This window comes from Sphingobacterium sp. GVS05A (assembly GCF_019969845.1).
Classification (GTDB): Bacteria; Bacteroidota; Bacteroidia; order Sphingobacteriales; family Sphingobacteriaceae; genus Sphingobacterium.
The window spans coordinates 1-23593 of the sequence record NZ_JAHXYR010000013.1; the positions used below are offsets into that span (position 1 = coordinate 1).

A 23593-nucleotide genomic window follows, 5' to 3' on the forward strand; every position below is an offset into this window, starting at 1 on the left:
CATGGCTTCTGCCTTGAAGCGTTCAAAGTCGAATGGGTCTTTTTCTTTCATGACCGTGTCGTTTGAATAATTGAATATAAATAATCTTATTGAATTATTCCTCTGACACAGTTCATGTTACAGTCTCGTTTTTTCATTATTTTTAGTCATATCGTTTTATTTTAGTCCTTGTATTATAAGCCTTTTTCCTCCACATCCTCCTCCTGGTCAGCATCGGGCGGATAGATATCCTCTTCTTCATGATCCGGCCTCTGTGGATGTTTGTCATGTTCTGGATCGATATGATCCAGATCATCTCTGTCACGTTGCTCTTCCTCTGTCGGATCGGGGCCGTTAGCACTTTCCGGATAATAGTTATCCGGTGTTACTTCTTTCGAGTCAGGAACCTTTGGAGCTTTGCGTACGGGTGTTCCATTATCCGTACCTGGGCTATTGCCGATAGGGTCTATTTCGTTTAGTAGTATAAAAGCATCTTCAAATGTCATCGGCGCACCACTACGAAATTGAATTGTTGTTCTCATCATTCCTTTTTAAAGGTTGAACAGCTGTCAGCATCGAATCGTTGTCTTTTTGTGCGATGGGGCTGCTATTGGATGGGATAATATAGTTTCTGTACTAAAAATGAAATTAATAATAAATACAAAACTTTTCAACGATAGAGCTTGTTATTAAATTAAAGTAATTTATTAAAAAAGATACTATGAGAAAATTTGCACTACTTTTATTGGTTACAGGCGGTATTTGTTTACAGGCAAACGCGCAGAAGATCGAAACTACACCACAGATGTCCTCCGATGTCGGTGTTGAGCCTATCCGCCAAGGCAACTGGATGGTCGGTGGATCAATCGGTAGTCTGGGTTATAGTTTTGAAGGAAAGTCATTTAATGCCGCATTGCAACCGCGCGCAGGCTATTTTGTGTCAGACGGTTTAGCGATCGGCGCACAGGCTAATCTTGGATTGCGAACACAGAAGGATGCGGACAACGAATGGACCTATGGTATAGCTCCTTTTGTTCGATACTATTTTCCTCAAGGTGGCTCGTCCACAGGACGTTTTTTCGGTCAGGGTGATGTCGGTATCTCTGGGAGCTCGGTTGGAAAAAGTGCTGCATTGGCATTAGGTGCAAATGTTGGTTATGCGCATTTTATTACAAGAACTGTAGCCTTAGAAGCAACTTTCGGTTACAACTATAGCAAGGCCAGCATTAATACCGGTACTGGAGCGAGTGGTTTGGGTGTAGGCGTAGGATTCCAGATCTACTTGCCCGGTAAAAAATAAAACTTACTCCATGGGAGACCTTTAACATCAAGTTTCCATTCCGAAAGGTTTGGAAACTTTTTTTCAATCGACGGTGTTTATCTGGGTATTCCCAATGAAATTAGGTAATCGGAAATGCTAGGTAGGGGCCTGGAATAATAGTATGCCTCCTGCCATGACCAATAGTTGGGCTAGGTAGTCGAAAGATAAACGACGTATAAATACGGTGGACTAAAAATTAAACACTTGTTCTGTTTTTAGTCGTTAAATTTTTGAAACATTTGATCTTTGACAACTGTTCTATCGTTAGAAAAGACAATAACAATGGTGAAAGCAAAAGATATCGGACTGATACTTAGAGATCGAATGGGAAAATGGTCTTCCTACAATATTCCATTGCTAAAGGAATGTCACCTGAAGGATAAGATCGTTAGAAGCAACGAACTTGAAGGCATATTTGTTATCGGGAATATTGCAACAGGTTTGTATATTTTTTCACTTTATAAAAACCGCTTCATTGATCTAATGGGTAAAAGTATCGGAATGGAAGAAATATGCGAACATTTCGATGAATATAAACAAACGTTGATATAAAAACTTTAATATAATATATCAATTCATTTTTAAACTAAAAAGAAGTATTATGAGTAATTTAACATGGAAAGGACGTTGGAACGAATTAAAAGGAAAAGTAAAGCAACAATATGCTGATTTGACCGATGATGATTTGTTATATGCAGAAGGTAAAGAAGATGAGTTGTTAGGAAAGTTGCAACAAAAAACTGGTAAGACAAAAGAAGAGGTGGAAGATTGGTTAGATAAAATGTAAGCATTCGATTAAGTTGTAAACTTACATATAAGAAGAGAATGCGGTCAATATTTTTTGACCGCATTTTTTATGCTTTTATGTATTATAATGAAAAGATGGGCTTGTCCAATTTAATGGCGAGCCGATATACAGCGTTCATCAGTCCTACGTGGCTGTATGCCTGTGGGAAATTGCCCCATTGGCTACCATTATCTTCCGTAACATCCTCACTGAATAAACCTAGATGGTTACTGTAGGCCAACAACTTTTCCAGTATTTCTTTTGCTTCTTCAACTCTTCCTACGCAGGCCAAAGCCTCCACATACCAGAATGCACAGACTAAAAAGGTAGATTTGGGTTTACCAAAATCATCTTGGTGCTTGTAGCGGTAAAAGAGTCCATTTTCACCTTTCAGTTCTTTTTCAAGCATTTCGAGATGCTGCCAAGCCCGATCTGATTTGGGATCTAAGTAATCCATGACAATCAGCTGTAGTGTGCTGGCATCTAAATTTCGGCTGTTCAATGCATTTTGGTAAACTTTTCTTTCTTCATCATAGCAGGCTTCAATATAGGTGGCTGCCTTTTCGAGCAAAACAGTGGCGCGCTGTTCCATATCTTGATAACCATTTTGGCGTGCGATAAGCAAAGCAGCCTTGCAGCCGACCCATTGAAAAAGGTTGGAATAACAATGGTGATTGGCAAAATTTCTGAATTCCCAGATTCCGGCATCTTTCTCATCGATCGTTGCTTCGATTTTCTCCAGGATAAAGTTTACCCAGCCTAATACATTTTTGTTCTCGTGGATTTTGAAGCGTTGGTCTGTAAACAGTGGGAGTAGGGCTATCATCGCCTGGCCATAAACATCATTCTGGATATGTTCGAATGCTTGATTGCCGATGCGAACAGGACCACTATCTTGATATCCTTTTAGATCAGGTAGGATATGTTCCGTCAATTCAGAGGTTCCCAATATGCCATATAAGGGTTGAAGCCTTCCCGGGTTGTGATGCGTAATACCAGCGATATAGTTGGCAAAACTTTCCATTTCTTCAAACTGACCGATATGTGTCAATGCGGTCAATACATAATAGCTGTCACGGACCCAACAATAGCGATAATCCCAGTTCCTTCCTGAACCCGGAAATTCGGGTAGGCTGGTGGTCGATGCGGCAATAATAGCTCCCGTATCTTCATATTGGTGTAATTTGAGTACCAGGGCCGAACGAATCACTTCTTTTTGGTAAATATTGGGGATACTGCATCTTTTAATCCAGCGCTGCCAGTAGCTCAATGTTTTGACAAAGAAGTCTTCACAGGTACTGGCAATCGCAGATTCGAAAGCTGCATCATAGGTCAATATAAGATATTTATTCTCGCTGATGATTGTCCAGCTGTCCTCTTGAAAAAAATGTGATATAGGTACATCTGTCGTCAGGCGAATGCGTTCACCGATATCAGCACTACTATAGAGAATATGGTTACTTCCCCGTGTAGCTTTTAACGCATTACGACCATAATTTCCTGTTGGTTGACATTGGATATTAACACTGGGTGCCCCGCGTAGCGGTTCTATTTTACGGATCAACATCAACGGTTTAAAATATCGTCCAAATTGTTCGAATCGGGGGGCGAAATCTGTAATGCGATAGGCAAAAGATTCAGTATGGATTTCTGTACAGAGGATATTTGAATTTTTGATGTAATACTGTTTCGTTTCTACAATTTCTTCTTCCGGTTTTACGACGAAACAGCCCCCTTGGTTTTTATCTATTAGACCACCAAAAACAAAACTATCTTCAAATGATGGCCAACATAACCAAGAGATATTACTGTTGATGTCTACATGCGCTATATAGGAACAGTTGCCAATTATACCCGCTTGATACATATGTCTGTTTGCTGTCTTATTTTCCTTCATGATTTATAATAAGTTGATTTAAAAATTGAAGTACATCTTCCTGTTGATCCAAATAATATTTTGCTGCCGATTTATTGTTGCCAACTTTGATGCTAATAGTTGAGCGGGGCAGATATTTGAAAAGATCTTCATCGGTGACATCATCACCGATAGCCAATAAAAAATCGGCTTTAATATGTCCCGCGATTTCTAGTGCAGCTTTTCCTTTGTTGACTTCGGTATTCTTAACTTCAATTACCGCATTTCCATCAAGGAGCTGTAATCCATAGTCATTTAACATGGGATTTAAAATTTCCTTCAGTTCTGCCGCTTTGAGTTCTCCGAGCCCTTGTTCCACTTTACGGTAATGCCAGGCCAAGGAGTATGGTTTGGCTTCTATAAAGGCGCCGGGTGTCTGATCAGCCAACTTTTCCATCAGCTTTTTGACTTCGGGCATCCAGTGTAGCGCCAAGCCCTTTTTGTAGGCCCAGTTAAAGTTGGGGAAATTAGACCATATCCCATGTTCAGCGACCAAATAGTAGGAGCGTCCGTCAAACCAGGTAGACAAGCTCTCCTGCGAACGCCCGCTGATGATAACCAAAGTATTGAGTGGATCGGCGATAATACTATCCAGAAGATTGTACAAAAGAACAGTTGGGCTGGCTTTTTGGGCATTATTTTGAAATTTGACCAGTGTGCCGTCATAATCCAAAAAAAAGAGCCTGTTATGGCTTTGTTTGTACCGTTCAGCTATACTGTTAAAAACTTTATCTGAAATTCGCCTTGCCCATTCATCACGTTGTATGGCCTTTGTTTCTGCCATACGATCTAGAAAAAGGCGAACCCAGTGCTGCACGTTAAACTTCTGTATAATCTGGCGATTCGCTTCCGTACGTTCGCGAATCTCTTCTGGTGGCATTCTAAGCGCATGATAGATACTATCCGCAGTTTCAGCTCGGTTGTATGGGTTGACAATAAGCGCATCTACGAGTTCCTTCGAAGCACCTGCAAATTCACTCAGGATCAATACACCATCAGAATTGGTCTTACAGGCAATATATTCCTTGCTAACGAGATTCATTCCATCTCTCGTAGAGGTAATCATACATATATCAGATGCAATATAGAGTCCTATAAGTTCTTCAAATGGAAGGGATTTATAAAAATAGAGTACGGGAGTCCAACTTAGATTGCCATAAATTGAATTGATCTCGCTTACTTTTCGGTTGATTTCATCTTTCAGTTTTTTATATTGTGACACCTTATCTCTGGAAGGAACGATAAGCATATACAGTATGACTTTTGAATGCCATTCTGGATATTTTTCAAGGAAGGTTAGGAAAGCACGTAGTCTTTCCAATATTCCTTTGCTATAGTCAAGCCGGTCTACTGATATTATTATTTTTTGGTCTGGAAAATGACTGCGAAATTGGGTAGCGATGGCATTAACTTCGGGAAGCGAACTCGTGTGGACAAACTTGTCGTAGTCTATTCCCATGGGAAAGGATTCGACAAATATATGTCTATCTCTGTATTTGAGCTGATTGTGACCACAAGGTACATGCAATACTTTCTTGCAGGCGTTAAGAAAGTTCTGACTGTCTGCAAATGTGTGAAAGCCAATAAGATCGGCGCCGAGTAAGCCCCCAATGAGTTCTTTCCGCTGCGGAAGGTTCATAAATAATTCTTCCGATGGGAAGGGGATATGGTGAAAATAGCCGATATTGAGTTCCTGATTTTCTTGACGTAATAATTGTGGCAGCAACATGAGCTGATAGTCCTGTACCCAAATAAAATCAGGAGCATCTTGTATGGCTAGTGCAGCATCACAAAATTTTTTATTGACAGTAACATAGGTCGACCAGTATTCCCGGTCAAAGTGAATATAGCTCGGCTGATAATGGCAGATCGGCCAGAGGACCTCATTGGAGTAGCCTTCGTAGAAGTTGTGGATTTCCTCTTTTGATAAGAAGACGGGTAGCAGATTCATCGGCTTGAGCAGTGCAATGATTTTCTCTTTTTCACTGTTATCTTTGGGAACTATTCCCGGCCAGCCAACCCAGCAGATTTCAGTAGAGTCAAAGGCTGAATTTAGGCCAGTAGCCAAACCACCGGCACTAGGTTTGATGATAAGTTTGTCTTTTTTTCGTTCTATTTGTATCGGCAGTCTATTTGAAATTATTATTTTCTTTTTATTCTTCATAAAAATATTAGATCGATTTATTTGCAGTTTAGAAGAGTTATAATGAATATAACGATGGGTGCGTACCTATATAACTGAACAAAGCCTAGCTCAAAATCGTTTTGATTAATTCAAATAAGGTCTATTGGTGATTTTTATCGGACTTAAATAGAAAATTTAGGTAATAGTTAGTTCCGCTTTACTTTTAGCTGTAAATAGGGGTGATAATTATTTCAAAAAAAAGACCTGTAGTGTTCGCTACAGGTCTTTTTATAGCGTGTTCAGTCTTATGAAACGCTCGGGATGTCTATTTTTTCCTTGACCAGTCGGTCTCTCATAAACTCATCGAGGATTGTCCCCAATCGCCCCGAAATTTCACCAAGGATACTTTCCCAATCTTTTACTGTACCATCACAGTTATCTGAAACGATCTTAATACTGTGAAAAGGCAGATTTTTGAGCAAGCAGAAATTTGCCAGCGCATAGGATTCCATATCAAAGGCCAAAGGGTTCAGGTGTCTGATATCGTGATAGAATGCCGTATTGACATTGATAAAACGATCTGAAGTCAGCAGCGCCTCTTCGTAGTTAAATTCGTCAAGAGAAACCGATTCGATTACTCCTTGTCCTTTTAGGAAAAGTGTATTTTCTAAAAAGAATCCATCTGTATAAGCATCGCCCTGAGCATAGTAGCTCGGATACAATACATGCCCAATTGGGTATTTTGTGCATCCGATCGTGCCGACATTCAGTAGAACAGGATTGATGCCCAGTGCTTTGATGTCTTCATAGAGCGTTGCCAACGACAAAAGCGCGTTTACTTTTCCAACACCTATTTCATAGATGAAGGTTGATTTATTTTCGGTAGTAAAAGATAATTCATTTTTATTTGCTACCAGAATGATTGTTTCAATCTCTTTGTTAAGAATCATTTAATTTTCTTCAATATAAGGGTATTCGAAAGCGAGCTCTCCAGCATTGATTAAATGCAAGAAATTGACACAGGCTTGTTTCGATGTAGTGAAATCCATGAATGTGTAGTTACCACAGCTGATCGGATTTTGAAAAGGTACTTCGTATCCTTCAGTCAAAATCGTTTCCAGCACTTCTTTCATCAATTCGGCTACAGCTTGGGGACTTCTGTCTGTACCCGCTAAGACCACATAAAATCCGGTGCAGCATCCCATTGGACCAACATAGATGACTTCATCACCCAAAATTGTTCTAATTTCTGTCGCAAAACAATGCTCCAATGTATGCATCACCTCCGGAGACAACATGCGTTCCGGTGAATTTGGTCTGATCATGCGGATATCGTAAGTCGTATAGCTTTCAATAGCGCTACTATTGGTATTGGAAGCTTTAGCATATATCCCTTGTTTCAATTTGGTATGGTCTACCGTGAAACTATTTACTTTTGCTTTTTCTTTTGTATACATCTTATTCTGTACATAGCTATAAAGTCCAGGACTTTACAGGGGTTAAAAGTTGAATTTATAATTCCTACAAAGGTAGTAGATATTATTGAAAAAGATGGATGAAAAAACTATTTTAACACTTCATAATGTTCCACTGTCGGGAAGGGGTCATAATAGTGATGTAATAGTTTTTCCCATTCCTTAAATAATTGAGATTCTCTGAAACCTACTGTATGATCCTCTAAAGTTTCCCATTCGACCAATAGGATGTATTGGTTATCCTTTTCAAGGCATTTGCGGAGTGAATGTGTTATATACCCTTTGCTGGCGCTAATGTACTGGCAAGCAGTCTTATAATCACGTTCGAAATTAGACTGTTGTCCCTCGATAATTTGTAGTACAGCTACTTCTAAAATCATAATTTGTTTTTTTAAATATATAGTCAAGTAAATATATCAAATATTTCCACGATAAAAAAGGTCTAAGCGTCAGTAATGATAGCTTTCAGGCCCTGAGAGGCAATAATGTCTAAAACGAAAGGTATCCCTGGATTGCGGTTTTCGGCATTCCATACCAAAGATAAGGTGGTTCGTTGTGCTAAGCCATCCAGTTCAAGAAAACGCACATCAACCTGATAACCATTTTTTAAAGAGGCCGGTACAATGGCAACCCCTAGTCCCTGTGCCACCATATTAAATATGGTTAATGCATTTACCGTCCGGAGTGTAACTTTTGGTGTAAACTGATGATCCTGAAAAATACTCATGACCAAATCATAATAGGAGTGACTGTAATTTTTGGAAAACAGAATAAAGGATTCGTTCTTCAATTGGTACAGATCAGGTTTTTCCTGTTTTAACAAGGGATGATTGTTTGGTAGTACCAGACTGAAATGTTCTGTATGAATAGGAAGGCTATGCAATCCTATCGGTGTTTCGGAAAGACGGACAAAACCGAAATCAAGTTCTTTTTTTTGAATAAGATCCAATTGTGTTTCATTGGCAAGTTCGTGTAGCGACAGTTCGATGTCGGGTTGCTTTTGTTTGAGGGTGAGCAACAACTGAGGTAATATTGTTTGTACTGCCGATCCGATAAAGCCCAACTTTAGGGTGCTGATCTTGCCGTTGGCTAAACTCTGGAGCTGCGTTTCAATCTGATCTAGATGTCTAAACAGTTCTTTCACCTCGTCAAAGAGATAACCTCCGGCCTCCGTTAAGGAGACATTTCTTTTATTGCGCTCAAACAGCGTTACATGATAGTTTTCTTCCAGTTGCTTGATCTGTCGGCTCAGTCCCGGCTGGGCAATGAAAAGCCGTTCAGCAGCTTTTCTGAAATGTAGCTCTTCGGCTAATACTTTAAAATAAAGAAGATGTCTAAGTTCTGTCTGATAATTCATGGTTATCAATTGATGATAAAAATGGTATTTCTAATTATTAAATATAGCGGCTAAATTTGATAAAAGCTTTATAACAATGGAAAAATTTTTATACGGCAGTGGACATTTAACCAGTTCCATTGCCTTGGCAATAGCAAAAGGTGAAGTTAAAGGGGAAATCTCAGTAGAAGTGAAGGCAGCTATCGATCGGAGTGCAGCCTATGTACACCAGATTGTCGAACGTGGGCAGGTGGTTTATGGTATCAATACGGGGTTTGGTCCACTTTGTACGACACTGATTGATGCGGATCAGACGCAGGTGTTGCAGGAGAATATCCTGAAGAGCCATGCTGTAGGGATGGGCGAGCCTATCGCAAATGATTTGGCCAAAGTGATGCTTATATTGAAAGTTCATGCATTGGCCAAGGGCTTCTCGGGTGTTCAGTACAGTACATTGGAACGTATAATATGGCATATCGAGCAGGATGTTATTCCTGTTGTACCCAAACAAGGTTCAGTTGGTGCGTCGGGAGACTTGGCACCATTGTCCCATCTTTTCCTGCCCCTGATTGGGCTTGGCAAAGTGAATGTCGAGGGTGAAATTTATACAACGGCGGATATTTTAGCGCAACATGGTCTTAAGCCTGTTCAATTAGGTGCTAAGGAGGGGTTGGCCTTGATCAATGGGACACAATTTATGGCTGCTCATGGTGTGAAAGCAGTTAGTGAGTTCAACAGAGTACTTCAAAATGCGGATATTATTGCCGCATTGATGATTGAGGGACTGAATGGATCCTTTAAACCTTTCTTTTCCGAATTACATCAACTGCGTCCACACGCTGGCAATCGCTATGTTGCTTCAAATATCCATTCCTTACTTTATGGGTCAGCTATTTTAGAAAGTCATAAAGATTGTTCGCGTGTTCAAGATCCGTATTCTTTACGTTGTATCCCACAGGTGCATGGCGCTTCACGTAATGCATGGCTTCACTTAAAGGATACGATCGAGGTTGAAATCAACTCGGTAACAGATAATCCTGTTATTATAAACGATGAATTAACGATCAGTGGCGGTAGTTTCCATGGGCAGTCTATTGCCTTACCTTTGGATTATGCTACGCTCGCCGTATCGGAAATAGGTAATATATCAGATCGGAGGGTGTATTTATCCCTAGAGGGGCAAACCAATGGGGTGCCTAAGTTGTTGATGAAATCGACAGGACTTAATTCTGGTTTTATGATTCTTCAATATAGTACAGCTGCTATTGCAAGTGAGAATAAGGGTTTGTGTTTTCCAGCAAGTGCGGATAGTATCCCAACATCACTGGGACAAGAAGATCATGTGAGTATGGGTTCCATTTCTGGTAGAAAGCTGCTTCAGGTCATAGATAATGTGGATAAAATTCTAAGTATTGAATTGTTATGCGCAGCACAGGCGAAGGATTATCATCACCCGCTGCGGTCTACTCCGGCATTGGAAGCGGTCCATGAACGCATACGGCAGTTTATTCCACATATTGAATCCGATCAGCCAATGGAAGCTTTGTTAACGAATGCATTGGAATTGGTCAAATCGGGCCAACTGATTATCCTACGTCAGCAGACTAATCCACAACAAGATGTTGAGATCGCGTTGGTAGAATGTTTTGATACATTTTAGATTGGCATATCATGGAAAAAGATTTAAAACTTATAGGTCCTTTCAGGCAATTATTGACAATGGAGCATATTTCATTGAAAGGTGCTATAAAGGATGACGAATTACAGGTAATTGATCACGCTGGCATTTTGATTGAAGGAGAAATCATTCAAGAGATAGGTGATTTTAACCTTTTATATCAACAATGGCAGGAAAGAGCTACCATCATCCATCTTGAAGGTGATCAGGTCGCTTTACCAGGCTTCGTGGATTGCCATACCCACATTAGCTATGCAGGGCAGCGGGCAAATGATTTTGCGCTTCGCAACGCAGGCTCTTCCTATCTGGAAATTGCGGAATCCGGTGGTGGAATTTGGAGTACGGTATCCCAGACAAGAGCTAGTGCCGAAGATGAATTGGTACAACTGACTATCGATCGCTCCGATTTTTTATTGCGTCAAGGTGTTACAACTATCGAAGTTAAAAGTGGTTATGGTCTTCAAGTTGAAGGAGAACTTAAGATTTTGCGCGCTATTAAGAGGGCAAATGGCCAAACTGCTGCGGATTTAATACCGACTTGTTTAGCAGCACATATGCTGCCTCGGGACTATAAAGGATCGGCGAAAGATTACCTTGATTTGATGGAGGCAACTCTCTTCCCAGAATTGAAAGCACAGCAGTTGGCCAATCGAGTGGATGCTTTTATTGAAAAAACAGCATTTGATGCCGAAACGATCAAACCGTATTTGCAACGGGCCAAAGAAATGGGCTTCGATTTGACGGTTCATGCAGATCAGTTCAGTACCTCCGGAAGTCAAGTTGCAGTGGAATTAGGAGCACGATCCGCTGATCACCTTGAAGCGTCTACAGCCGTCGAGATTGAGCTTTTGGCGCATTCAGATACCGTTGCTGTGGCATTGCCTGCGGCATCTATTGGTATCGGTTGTGCTTTCACGCCGGCACGCAAACTGTTGGACGCTGGTGCAAGTTTAGCAATCGCAAGTGACTGGAATCCGGGTTCTGCGCCGATTGGCCAATTGCTGACCAGTGCCTGTATATTGGCAACGATGGAAAAGCTCAGCAACGCGGAGGTTTTGTCAGCATTGACCTTCCGGGCAGCACATGCCTTGAATCTGCATGATCGCGGCAAGCTGGTTAAGGGAATGCGAGCGGATTTTAGTTTATTTCAGACCGATAATTATCAAAATATCACTTATTATCAAGGAAGTATGCAGCCTTCGGCTGTCTGGAAAAATGGTAAGGAAGTGTTTTCAATTGAACGATGATGGACAATGTATTTAGTCGTGTAGTTGCAGAAGGTATCCCTTCGCAGCTACCCCCCAAGATAGCGCGTGATCTGACTGTAAGTCATGCACCACGACGCAAAGATATTCTTTCGAAAAAAGAGGAAAAGCTTGCGCTTAGAAATGCCCTGCGTTACTTCCCAAAATCATGGCATGCGGAATTGGCATCGGAGTTTCTGGCCGAATTAAAAGCGTACGGAAGGATCTATATGTATCGCTTTAGGCCAAGTTATGAAATGTATGCACGTCCGATAGCAGCCTACCCGGCAAAAAGTAAACAAGCGGCAGCCATTATGCTGATGATTCAGAATAATTTGGATCCTGCAGTTGCCCAACATCCCCATGAGCTGATTACTTATGGCGGTAATGGTGCCGTATTTCAAAATTGGGCACAATACCGCCTAACAATGCATTATCTTTCCCAGATGACGGATGAACAGACGCTGCATATGTACAGTGGGCATCCAATGGGTTTATTTCCATCTTCGGAGCATGCTCCCCGGGTTGTTGTCAGCAATGGTATGATGATTCCGAATTATTCTAAACCCGATGATTGGGAGCGGTACAATGCGCTTGGTGTCACCCAATATGGGCAGATGACTGCAGGTTCCTATATGTACATTGGCCCACAAGGTATTGTGCACGGAACAACGATTACGGTTATGAATGCCTTCCGTCGGCAGCTTCCAGTTGGAGAGTCTATCCAAGGAAAAGTGTTTTTGACCTCCGGCCTCGGGGGGATGAGTGGTGCACAGCCAAAAGCAGGTAATATTGCTGGCTGCATTACCGTCTGCGCTGAGGTCAATCCTGCGGCCGCGAAAAAAAGACACGAGCAGGGTTGGGTAGATGTATTGGTGGAAGATATTGCCCAATTGGTGGAGCAGGTTCGCGTAGCGATGGATAAAAAGCAGACGATATCCTTTGCTTATATTGGTAATATTGTGGAGGTCTGGGAAGCCTTTGACCGTGAGCATATACATGTGACTGTTGGATCCGACCAGACATCGCTCCACAACCCCTGGTCTGGAGGTTATTATCCAATGGGTTTATCGTTTGATGAGTCCAATGTGTTGATGGCCACCGATCCGGATAGATTTAAGCAGCTTGTTCAGGCAACTTTAGTTCGTCATGTAGATGCCATTAATAACCATGTTGCTAAGGGTACATATTTCTTCGACTATGGCAATGCATTTCTGCTAGAAAGTAGTCGTGCCGGAGCGGCAATATTGGACTCGGAAGGGGATAAATTTATATATCCATCTTATGTTCAGGATATTTTAGGGCCCATGTGCTTTGACTACGGTTTTGGTCCGTTTCGTTGGGTATGTGCCTCCGGAGATCCTTCGGATCTGGAAAGGACAGATCAGCTTGCAATGGCTGTCCTGACATCGCTTCAGGCGATTGCGCCAAAGGAGATCCAACAGCAGATGTTGGATAACATTCAATGGATTAAGGAGGCCGGAAAGAATAAGTTGGTTGTAGGCTCACAAGCCCGTATCCTGTATGCAGATTCTAATGGCCGTATTGCGATTGCCAAAGCATTTAACGAAGCCGTTCGAAACGGAGAACTCGCTGGTCCAGTCGTATTGGGACGTGATCATCACGATGTCAGTGGAACGGATTCCCCTTATCGGGAGACGAGTAATATCTACGACGGAAGCCAGTTTACAGCAGATATGGCGATACATAATGTGATAGGTGATAGTTTTCGAGGTGCGACCTGGGTCTCCATTCACAATGGTGGCGGTGTTGGCTGGGGCGAAGTAATTAATGGTGGTTTCGGAATGTTGCTTGATGGTTCGGTAGCCGCAGAAGGTAAACTGGAGAAAATGTTGTACTTTGATGTGAATAATGGTATCGCTAGGCGTGCCTGGGCGCGTAATAAAGAGGCAAATCAAGCCTTGGATAGTGCAATGGCAAGCAATCCAACGCTACAAGTTACCCGGGCACAACTGGTGGACGACCATATTATTGATGAATTGTTTAATGACAACGAATGAATCTTTTACTTAACCAGCGGGACTTATATACCAAGGGAGACCAGGCCGTCTGGAAAGGGCGAATCGACGGTGAACAAAGGGATTGGATGCGCTGGCATCAATTGATGGAATGTACAGACCTGTTGGTCGATCCCAATTTGAAACAGTCAGTGGTGTTCTTAGGGTTTTGCAGTGATGAAGGTGTCGCCCGCAACCAAGGACGGGTAGGTGCGAAGGATGGACCTGGCGCTGTACGGAATGTACTTGCTAATCTGCCGGTTCATTTCTCATCTGAACTAAAACTTAAAGATGCTGGAGATATTTTGCTTAAAGATAGTGATTTAGATTCTTCTCAATTAGCGTTGGGTTATGCTGTGTCTTCAATTCTTAAGGCCGGTGGATTTCCTGTTGTATTGGGGGGTGGACACGAGGTGACTTATGGACATTATCTCGGAATAAAAGATTTTTTGGCTGATGGTGGACATAAGATCGGTATTATCAACCTAGATGCTCATTTGGATATGCGTGCGCTTGCTGGAGGGCAGGGGAATTCAGGAACAGGATTTTACCAGATCGAAGCGGACCGTGAAGGTATGGGCCAATCGTTTCACTATATGGCGATTGGTATACAGGAGATCAGCAATACAAGTGGTCTTATCAACTATGCAAAGTCCAAGCATACGCAGATTATTGAACGAAGAGATCTGGTTCCAGGTAAGCTTAATGCTATTAAGAAGCAAATTGAAGCATTTGCCAGTCAGGTTGATTATATATACTTAACTGTTGACCTGGATGTTTTCGCGGCTCCTTATGCACCGGGCGTAAGTGCACTAGCCTTCAATGGTATTATTCCGGATGATCTATTTTTCGACTTGTACAGTGCTATTATGGAACTGCCTAATTTGAGGTCCATGGATATCGCGGAGTTAAACCCGTATTTTGATATTGATGCCCGTACAGCAAAACTGGCGGCAGATCTTATTTTTAAATTTTTAAATAGGTTTTAATCGATTGTATTTGGATAGGTCTTGGTGAAATAAGACTTGTCTAAAAGATAAAAACAGGTTAGATCTTTCATAGAAAGATCTAACCTGTTTTTATCTTTTCTCGTTGCACTAAAAAAGTACATCAGCCAACTCCGCTTCTTTGTCAAAGACTGACTTTGCAAAGGGACACAAGGGGAGGATTTTGAGATGTTCTTTTCGGGCAAAGGCTACGGCAGCCATCAATAGTTGTTTACCTAATCCCTTGCCTGTATAGTTTTCGCGGACTTCGGTATGGTCAATAATAAACTTTGTTGGCCCAGCCCAGGTATATGTCATTTGTGCAGCTGATTTTCCTTGATCTACTGCCTCAAAACTGCCATGTTTTTCGTCGTTTTTATGTACTACTTCCATTGATGATAATTTGATGTGTTATATAAAAGTATATCCAAAATAAACAAAATCTGATCAACATTATCCTCAAATTGTTTACCCTGTCGAATATTGCCGAAAATTGACCAAGTGATGTTAGGCTGATCGGGATTAATCACTGATGTGCCAAGGCCTATCTGCTCTTTTTGCCAAATAAATGCTAAAAAATATAGATATACTAAATATGTTAGTATATTTGTTTTAGGAATGACTATGAATCGGAGCAAAAAACAAGAGTTTGCCATTGTGGATATAGAAACCACAGGGGGTAATGCAAAATCCAGCCGGATTACTGAAATTGCAATCGTTATACACGACGGTAATCGCGTGCTGCATCGTTGGGAGACCTTGGTAAATCCAGGTGTTGAAATTCCGAATTCTATTTTTGCGCTTACGGGTATCGACAATGAGATGGTTGCGGATGCGCCATTATTTGAGGATGTTGCACCGGAAATTTATGCATTATTGAAAGATCGGGTTTTTGTTGCACACAATGTTAATTTTGATTATTCCTTCATTCGTTTTCAGCTTCAGGAGGCCGGAATAGACTGGTCTTCCATTAAATTATGTACCGTACGCTATGCCCGTAAGATCAAACCGGGGCTTTTATCCTATAGTTTGGGCCGTTTGTGTGATTACCTCGATATACCCATCGAAAATAGGCACAGGGCAGGTGGTGATGCCGATGCAACAGCGATTCTTTTCGCTTATCTTCGCGCGCTCGATACGACACAGGTGTTTCAGGAAATGATCAAACATAAGGCGATCGATCAGCGGTTTCCACCACATTTAGATCGGAAGGAATTTGAGCAATTGCCCGATACCGCCGGTGTTTATTATTTTCATGATAGAAATGGGAAGGTGATCTATGTGGGGAAGGCGGTCAATATCAAGAAAAGGGTATTATCCCACTTTACAGGTAACAATATTCAGGCGCAGCGACAAAATTTTTTAAAAGAGATCTATCACATTAGTTATGAGTCTTGTGGCACAGAACTGATGTCCCTGCTACTGGAATGTGCGGAGATTAAACGACTTTGGCCCAAATATAATCGGGCACTCAAACGGTATGAACCAAAATTTGGTTTGTTTTGCTATGAAGATCAAAATGGGTATCTCCATTTGGCAATAGGTAAAATGAATCGGATCCAAGATTGCATTCAGTTATTTCAACGGGAATACGATGCCATTCAATTATTACAGTCCTTTATGAAGGAAGGAGAGATTAGCTCTCAGTTTTGTCATTTTGGCACTGCTAGTTTGGCAGCTAAATCCGTCAGTCGAGCTGATTTGCCTGACAAGGCATTGCATAATACACGTGTGGAGCGTTGTATTGATGAATGGTTAAAACAAAGACCATCTTATGTATTTATAGATAAGGGGCGGAGTATAGAAGAAAAGAGTTGTATTGTCATTGAAAATGGCCGGTTTTATGGCATGGGCTATATTGATCTATATGGTCAATATGCTGATTTAGCAGATATCAGAACCCAGGTAAAGGTTTATCCAAGCAATCATTATATGATGGAGCTGGTCAGGCAAATGGCTGAACGCTATCCCAATAGGGTGCATTTTCTGACTCAAAATCCGGCTGGGCTTATAGCTGCTGAACCTGACACTGATTATGACAAAATTGCCACAGACAAGCTCTTCCAATAAGTTGATCTATTATTCGATAATATAGTCAGGGGATCCAGAAAGCGGAGATTCGTCATATCAATCTCAGCAATTTGTTAAAAAAATGTGAAATATAAAATCGACACTCTTTTTGGTCTAATAGTTGAAATATTCCTTGTGTAGAATAATAAAAAAAGACTTTTCATAATTTAGGTTAATAATTGGTTAGTTAAGACCTGGGGCTCCCAACCTCAGGTCTTCTTTTTTATATACAGAGACAGCGTCTGTCGTTGCTCCTATAGATGGAAAGTGCTTGCGAAATGAAATTAGACCTTGTTCTTTTTGTTAAAAAAGCACTTTTGGCTATTTTATCTTATAACAGTAATGGTTTGTATATCAAATTATTGTGATTTGTCCCCCCTTTTGTCCCCCTTGTTTTTTCTCTACCGGGTTAATTTGACTTACTTTAGTGCATACATACTGTAATGGCGGAATTAGTAAACAAATATGGGGCGTTTTCTAAAAGTAGCTACGGTATATCTTATCCATATCTTTATATATAAAAAGGGCCTAGGCCCTTTTTTTGTCATTCTGATGGAGATGTCTACTTTGTAGACAGTAGAAAATGCCGAATTTTTTGCTTCAATAAACCTAGACCTAGATTTTGATATAGATATTCTTTTTTCTGAGGAATAAGGCTACTAACCAATTGAGGAAAACAAAGAACAGGGCGAATAATACTGATCCTAGTGCTTGGTTTGTGCAGTTTCCAAATATCGCTTGATAGCTAAAATCCCAGAGGTTTTGTTTTGTATTTGGTATCAAAATAAGGGCACATAGGCTGGGAACAATTCCACTCAGACAATAGATGAAAAGTGTGTTCTTACCAAAGTCGTCAAACACACTGTATAGCGGACCTTTGATCTTTAGAAATTCAATCAGATAAATTAACAGACTCAGAAAAGCTAAGGCTATCCCAGTTGTGAATAGGCAATAACTGCTGGTCCAGATCTTTTTATTGATGGGGAAGGCAAAAGACCATAAATATCCGGCTACAATCAAGGCCAGTCCCCAGGCAAATAGCCTGATCAGCTCTTTCTTTCCCGCTAATCTTTGAATAATATATTTTCCGGTAATATAACCAAAAACAGTTTGACTGATTGCAGCGGGTGCGCTCCAGATATCTTCGGGATCAAATGCTTTACCTTCACCATGATAAAGGTGGGAAGCACCGAAAAGCTTGACGTCCAAAGTCGTTCCAAACCATCCTTCCAAGCTATAGGGATCATTGGGGTTGGCTATATAGCAGATTAACCAATAGAAAAGCAGCAGAAAGATACTCGTGATAACGGCTCCCTTGTCTTTGAGGTAATAGATTAATAGTGCACTGCAAAAATAGCATAAGGCAATACGTTGTAAAACACCAAAGTAGCGGTATTTTTCCGTGGGCAGCCACTCCAGCTGATGCTGGCTATTCCATTCCACAAAAGGGAAAATATTTAATAAGAAGCCGATCAGAAATAATAATAGAAATCTTTTGCTGATTTTTTTTAGAAATACCGCAGAGGGGATTTCTTCCATTTTTTTTAAGGAGAAAGCCATTGAATTTCCTACGGCGAACAGGAAAAAGGGAAAAATAAGATCTGTAAATGTACAGCCATGCCAAGCGGAATGTTCCAGCTGCGGATATACATGGTGGTAATTCCCTGGATTATTGACCAGTATCATGGCTGCAACTGTAAATCCACGAAATATGTCTAATGATTTAAAGCGGTTCATAAATTGATATAAAAAAGGCCGCTTTAGTAAATTCAGTTCAACTAAAGCGGCCTCGGGTTGGTCACTAATAGCCTGGATTTTGAGTTAGGCTAGGGTTTGCCTGCATTTCCAATAATGGTATTGGTAATAGGAGGCTATTTTGGTTAAAATTATATTTTATTGGAGTAGGGATACTTACATTTCCTTCGTTACAGGTAAACTTGAGCTCGTTTAGCTTGTTCATAACGTCCACGGTAACACCATAACGATTTAGATCATCCCAACGTTGTCCTTCGAAAGCAAGTTCCAGTCGGCGCTCATTGAGTATAATAGATTTCAGCTGACTTGCATTACCTGTTGTGATATCGGGCAGCCCAGCGCGGTGGCGGATGATGTTAAGCGTATTCATTGCTTCGTTTGAATTGCCTAAGGCATTTAAAGCTTCAGCCTTTAACAAAACAATATCTGCTAGACGCAGTAAATAAAAGTGGTCTCCACTCTGAAAACTATTGGCGTGTTTTTGTTTGACATTAAAGGGGATTTTGGTATTGCCATCTGCACAAGGGTTCCAGAATTCATCAGCCCAAGGGACAGAAAAGAACCATATATTGGCATTTTTTCGTTTGGTGTCACCCGCTTTGTCATAAGCATCTACAAGATCTTTAGAAGGAGTGCCATATCTGCGCCATTCATTTTCATTGATCAGTCCATTTCCATCCAGATCGGGGAAAAAGAAGGCACCTCCCCAACAACTTAAATTGGGACTTCCGGCGACATATGGGATTTCTATAATTGACTCATTGTTGTAGTTGTGTGCGCCATCAAAGAGGTCAGCATAGTTTTGAAGCAGTTGATAGCCACCTTTTCCGTTAATTACTGCATTGGCGTATTGGAGAACCTTGTTGTAATCCCGATCTGGCCGCTGTGCCCATATCTTGGTCAGGAGGGCATTTGCGGCACCTTTTGTTGCGCGAACTTTGTCGATGGAAGGTTGGCCAAATCCGTCAGGCAGATTGTTTACGGCAACTTGCAAATCCGAATCTATAAAGTCATAAACCTCTTCTACAGTTGATCTTTTGATACGGATGACTTCTGGGTCTGTGCTGTTCGAGTGTTTTTCCAGCGGAACACCACCATACAATTTGACCAGCTGGTAGTAATGGAATGCTCTCAAAAAGGAGGCTTCCCCTAAAATTTGTTTACGCCGCTCTTCTGAAAAAGTAGGGTCAGTGACTTTTCCCACATTGTCAATGACAATATTACATTTTGAAATGGCTCCATATAATTCTTCCCAGTCCCTGCGTACCATATCATTGGTATTGGTGATGGTGTTGAAATCAATTTGCCCAAAGTCAATCTCGCCACCACCCGCAGCGTGTGCATTGTCAGAGCGGATATCAGTTTGTAAAATCATCTCCCATTGGTAGTAATTGGCATTACTTCCTGGTCTTGTACCATTTCCGATGAATGAATTATAAGCGCCATTCATCGCTTTTTCGATATTATCACCTGTCAGGTAAGCATTTTCACTGGTTACCGTAGATGTTGGTTGTACGTCCAAAAACTTCTTACAGGAAGTGAAGGATAGGGATGCCATTAAGGCTATTGTGAGCGACGTATATAGATTAGATCTCATGTTATTCAAATTAAATGGTTAAAAGGTTAAGTTTAAACCAACAATAAATGTGCGTGCCTGTGGTGAAGTACCGAAATCAATACCCGGAGACATATTGGAGCTCACAACTTCTTGATTGGTTGCACTGTACATACTGACCTCGGGATCCAAACCGGAGTACTTGGTAAAAGTCAATAGGTTTTCACCGGTCACGTAGAAACGCAGCTTATTAATTTTCCATTTCTCCAGGACCTGTTTGGGTATGGTATAGCCGAGTGTTAGCGATTTTAATCGGAGATAGGATCCCTTTTCAACAAATCGGGAAGAGATTTTGGTATTGTAATTATCCTCCGTGGTGTTTAAATCGGGACGTGGTATCGTGCTGTTTTTATTTGTTGGACTCCAACGGTTAAGGACTTCCGCACTTTGGTTTCGAGGCTCCCACATACCTTCTGTATAAATACGTGTTGCATTGAGGATGTCGTTACCCTGTACACCTTGCAAGAAAAAAGATAAATTAAAGTTTTTGTAACTGAAATCGTTTGTCATCCCGTAAGAAAATTTAGGTGTAGCATTACCAATAACAGCCATATCGCTCGTCTGAAGGCCTGCATCGGGATCAGCCATCTGATAGATCATATCGCCGGTTTCCGGATTGACACCCTTGGCTACGTATCCCCAAAAGGTGCCTAAAGCAAGGCCTTCTTTGGCGATGGTACTGTTTCCACGACCGTCAATATTACCATCGTAATAGGTGCCACCATCAATATTCAGGACTTTGTTGCGATTGAGACCAAAGGTTAGGGTTGTATTCCATTTGAAGTCCTGGACAAAATTCCGGCTACTTAATTCAAACTCAAAACCTTTGTTCTGTAGATCGCCAAGGTTCCTTAAGACTTTGGCATATCCCGAACTATAAGGTACACGCGAATCAAGTAAAAGTCCTACTGTTTTTTTTGCGTAATAGTCTGCCGCAATAGTCAATCGGGAGTTTAGAAAACTCGCATCAAGACCAATATCCGTCTGGTTTGTTGTTTCCCATTTCAGGCTAGGGTTGTCCAGCGTGATTGGTGTGTAGCCCGGTACAACCTGATCGCCAATGACGTACGATCCTGTCACATCTATTAAGCCAAGGTAGGCGAAGGCCGGTATCTGGCTGTTTCCGACTTTACCCCAGCTCGCTCTGATCTTTAAATCGTTGACTGTATTTTTCCAGGCTTCGAAGAAACCCTCATTTGATATGCGCCAGCCTGCTGAAAAGGAAGGGAAATAGCCCCAGCGGTTGTTGGGGCCAAATACCGAAGATGCATCTGCTCTTAAATTGGCCGTGAATAAATAGGTGCCATTATAATCATAACCGATTTTGGCGATACCAGAAACGGTCGTGATTGTAGCATCCTTTGCAGTAGGCATTCTTGTAATCATCGATCCGCCATTAACGGTATGGATCGCTGGATTGGCGAAGTTCTGCGTACTTATACTTGAACCTGTTGTTTGTGTTTTGGTGGTAATATACCCCAATAAACCGGTGAAGTGATGTTTTTCATTGAATGTCTTATCATAGTTTAGGGTGTTTTCAGACATCCAATACTGATTATCCTGCTGGTCCAGCTGGGCCATTCCCTTATATTTCCGGCCTTCGGTAGTACGAAATGGATCGACAAAACTACGGTATTGATTGTTGTATTTCTCGTAGCCAAATAAAGTTTTGAATTTTAGTTCAGGGAGGATATTCGCCTCAGCAAAGATATTTCCGGTGAATCTATTATTGACATAAGAATGTTCATTTCCGGTAGCCAATGCTACAGGATTATCAAGGTCTGTATAAAAAGGGTCTACGGTAAATGCACCTTTGTCACCGTAGATTCCAATCACTGGGGAACCTAAATAAGCATTCATAATAACACCATTCCGTGTATTTTCGGGAATATCCACATCATACCAGCGGTTATAAGACATGCTCGTTCCTACTTTGAATATCTTGTTGATCTGATGATCGAGATTGACTTTGAAATTGACTTTGTTGACTGTATTTGTAATGACGGTACCATTATCTTTCTGATACGATCCTGAGATGTAAAACCCGGTCTTTTCATCACCACCACGTACAGAGGCCTGATATTTTTGGCTATGCCCCGTGCGGAACAATTGATCTGGCCAATTGGTATCTGCTGAATATTTGGACCAATCGGCTGTTTCTCCAACTTCGGTCATCAGATCTTTGTATTGCGCAGCATTTAATACCTTTGGTCTTTTCCAGATTGTTGAAAAACCCTGATAAGTTTCGAAATTTACTAATGTTTTGCCATTATTCCCCCGTTTGGTTGTAATGAGGACGACGCCATTGGCACCCGAAGAACCGTAGACAGCTGCAGATGCGGCATCTTTTAACACCGAGATGCTCTGTATATCTGAAGGATTGAGTTCGGAGATATTTTCTGTAGGAACACCATCCAGAATATACAAGGGGTTGCTACCGGCCGTGATAGTCGACGTTCCGCGTACACGGATAGAGAAACCAGCCTGTGGCTGACCCGAGGATTTGACGATTTCTACTCCAGCCATTTTCCCTTCCATGGCGCTAGCTAACTGGGTTACCGGTCTGTCTTCAATATCCTTTGTGTTCATGGTAGCAATCGCTCCGGTAATATCTTTCTTCTTCTGCGTTCCAAAACCTATCACAACGATCTGTTCCAGTTGATTATTTGCCGTTTTCAGTTGAATCGTCAAGGGGTTGCTGTTGCTGATCGTATTATTTACCGTTTCATAACCTACAGAACTAAAGCTTAGTTGTTGTGTCGGTGCGCCTTCTATACTAAACTCGCCTTTACTGTTGGTTTCGGCCTGGCGGCCATTATCAATATTTCGGATGGTGACGCCCGCTAGCGGTTTTCCGTCCATATCAACGACTTTCCCTTTGATCAGCTGTTGGACAGTCTGATTATTTGCCTGGGCTATATCAATTTTCCTCTTTAATACGATGGTGTTGTTGACGATTTTGTACGAATACGATAGTTCTTTTAGGTTGTCATTCAAAATTTCTTCAATGGAGCCGTCCGTATGATGGATCAGAATCTTTTGATTGTCATTGATCTGAGAATTGTCGTAAAGAAATACGTAGGAACTTTGCCGTTCGATTTCTCGCGCAAACTTTGCTAATGTATATTCTTTATCATGTAATTTAATTTTGGATTGACTCACCAAGGCGATAGCCTTGTTATTTACAGTCGCTAGGCACTGGATGGCAAGTAGGGCACCAAATAGTTTTGCCCGTTTATGCGCAAAATGATTCGTTGTAACTTTATACATAATTTAGTTGGTAAATGTG

Annotated in this window: 19 protein-coding genes; 8 read left to right on the forward strand and 11 right to left on the reverse strand. The window is 41.3% G+C overall.

All coding sequences use genetic code 11. From position 1 onward, the window contains the following. Nucleotides 1-173 precede the first annotated feature (173 nt). A complete protein-coding gene (locus LC454_RS25385) occupies nucleotides 174-524 on the reverse strand; it encodes a hypothetical protein (protein WP_223585231.1) in 351 nt (116 codons plus the stop codon). Between the two features lie 176 nt (nucleotides 525-700). Between LC454_RS25385 and LC454_RS25390 the strand changes: the two genes are divergently transcribed. The 3 genes from LC454_RS25390 to LC454_RS25400 all read left to right on the forward strand — a co-directional run bounded on the left by LC454_RS25390 (nucleotide 701) and on the right by LC454_RS25400 (nucleotide 2087). After that, complete coding sequence (locus LC454_RS25390; RefSeq protein ID WP_223585232.1) at nucleotides 701-1279, forward strand: hypothetical protein; 579 nt, start codon at nucleotides 701-703, stop codon at nucleotides 1277-1279. A gap of 303 nt (nucleotides 1280-1582) precedes the next feature. Beyond that, nucleotides 1583-1852, forward strand: coding sequence for a hypothetical protein (locus LC454_RS25395; RefSeq protein WP_223585233.1), 270 nt, complete (start codon nucleotides 1583-1585; stop codon nucleotides 1850-1852). Between the two features lie 49 nt (nucleotides 1853-1901). Beyond that, complete coding sequence (locus LC454_RS25400; RefSeq protein WP_104382022.1) at nucleotides 1902-2087, forward strand: CsbD family protein; 186 nt, start codon at nucleotides 1902-1904, stop codon at nucleotides 2085-2087. Between the two features lie 82 nt (nucleotides 2088-2169). Here the strand turns inward: LC454_RS25400 and LC454_RS25405 are convergent, their stop codons facing one another. From LC454_RS25405 to LC454_RS25430, 6 genes are all read right to left on the reverse strand, one after another. Next, nucleotides 2170-3984, reverse strand: coding sequence for a glycoside hydrolase family 15 protein (locus LC454_RS25405; protein WP_223585234.1), 1815 nt, complete (start codon nucleotides 3982-3984; stop codon nucleotides 2170-2172). Next, nucleotides 3971-6166, reverse strand: a complete 2196-nt coding sequence (locus LC454_RS25410; protein WP_223585235.1) for a bifunctional alpha,alpha-trehalose-phosphate synthase (UDP-forming)/trehalose-phosphatase — start codon at nucleotides 6164-6166, stop codon at nucleotides 3971-3973. Before LC454_RS25410 ends, LC454_RS25405 begins: the two co-directional genes overlap by 14 nt. A 266-nt stretch (nucleotides 6167-6432) precedes the next feature. Beyond that, entirely contained in the window at nucleotides 6433-7077 is a 645-nt protein-coding gene (locus LC454_RS25415; protein ID WP_223585236.1) for a hypothetical protein, read from the reverse strand. Further along, the gene (locus tag LC454_RS25420) at nucleotides 7078-7584 is read right to left on the reverse strand and encodes an S-ribosylhomocysteine lyase (RefSeq protein WP_120257880.1); all 507 of its coding nucleotides are present in this window, start codon (nucleotides 7582-7584) and stop codon (nucleotides 7078-7080) included. A 107-nt stretch (nucleotides 7585-7691) separates the two neighbouring features. Further along, complete coding sequence (locus tag LC454_RS25425; RefSeq protein ID WP_120257879.1) at nucleotides 7692-7982, reverse strand: antibiotic biosynthesis monooxygenase family protein; 291 nt, start codon at nucleotides 7980-7982, stop codon at nucleotides 7692-7694. Between the two features lie 62 nt (nucleotides 7983-8044). After that, nucleotides 8045-8959 carry a LysR family transcriptional regulator gene (locus LC454_RS25430; protein ID WP_223585237.1) on the reverse strand — a complete coding sequence of 305 codons (915 nt, stop codon included), beginning with the start codon at nucleotides 8957-8959 and terminating at the stop codon, nucleotides 8045-8047. Between the two features lie 76 nt (nucleotides 8960-9035). Between LC454_RS25430 and hutH the strand changes: the two genes are divergently transcribed. From hutH to hutG, 4 genes are read left to right on the forward strand one after another with little or no spacing between them, the layout of a single operon-like run. Next, nucleotides 9036-10598, forward strand: a complete 1563-nt coding sequence (gene hutH, locus LC454_RS25435) for a histidine ammonia-lyase (protein ID WP_223585238.1) — start codon at nucleotides 9036-9038, stop codon at nucleotides 10596-10598. 11 nt (nucleotides 10599-10609) lie between these two features. Then, nucleotides 10610-11863 (forward strand): imidazolonepropionase, encoded by a 1254-nt coding sequence (gene hutI, locus LC454_RS25440; protein ID WP_223585239.1) that lies wholly within the window; start codon nucleotides 10610-10612, stop codon nucleotides 11861-11863. Further along, a complete protein-coding gene (locus tag LC454_RS25445) occupies nucleotides 11860-13881 on the forward strand; it encodes a urocanate hydratase (protein ID WP_223585240.1) in 2022 nt (673 codons plus the stop codon). The genes hutI and LC454_RS25445 overlap by 4 nt, the downstream gene beginning before the upstream one ends. Continuing rightward, a complete protein-coding gene (gene hutG / locus LC454_RS25450) occupies nucleotides 13878-14867 on the forward strand; it encodes a formimidoylglutamase (protein ID WP_223585241.1) in 990 nt (329 codons plus the stop codon). The genes LC454_RS25445 and hutG overlap by 4 nt, the downstream gene beginning before the upstream one ends. Nucleotides 14868-14975: 108 nt before the next feature. Here hutG and LC454_RS25455 read toward each other — a convergent pair whose 3' ends face one another. Then, nucleotides 14976-15257 (reverse strand): GNAT family N-acetyltransferase, encoded by a 282-nt coding sequence (locus LC454_RS25455; protein WP_223585242.1) that lies wholly within the window; start codon nucleotides 15255-15257, stop codon nucleotides 14976-14978. Between the two features lie 231 nt (nucleotides 15258-15488). On the opposite strand from LC454_RS25455, the gene LC454_RS25460 reads away from it, so the two are divergent. After that, complete coding sequence (locus LC454_RS25460; protein ID WP_223585243.1) at nucleotides 15489-16934, forward strand: exonuclease domain-containing protein; 1446 nt, start codon at nucleotides 15489-15491, stop codon at nucleotides 16932-16934. A 615-nt stretch (nucleotides 16935-17549) separates the two neighbouring features. Here the strand turns inward: LC454_RS25460 and LC454_RS25465 are convergent. The 3 genes from LC454_RS25465 to LC454_RS25475 form a co-directional block, all read right to left on the reverse strand. Then, nucleotides 17550-18671, reverse strand: coding sequence for an acyltransferase family protein (locus LC454_RS25465; protein ID WP_120257871.1), 1122 nt, complete (start codon nucleotides 18669-18671; stop codon nucleotides 17550-17552). Between the two features lie 64 nt (nucleotides 18672-18735). Then, the gene (locus tag LC454_RS25470) at nucleotides 18736-20286 is read right to left on the reverse strand and encodes a RagB/SusD family nutrient uptake outer membrane protein (RefSeq protein ID WP_223585244.1); all 1551 of its coding nucleotides are present in this window, start codon (nucleotides 20284-20286) and stop codon (nucleotides 18736-18738) included. A gap of 18 nt (nucleotides 20287-20304) precedes the next feature. Continuing rightward, a complete protein-coding gene (locus LC454_RS25475; RefSeq protein ID WP_223585245.1) occupies nucleotides 20305-23574 on the reverse strand; it encodes a TonB-dependent receptor in 3270 nt (1089 codons plus the stop codon). Between the last annotated feature and the right edge of the window lie 19 nt (nucleotides 23575-23593).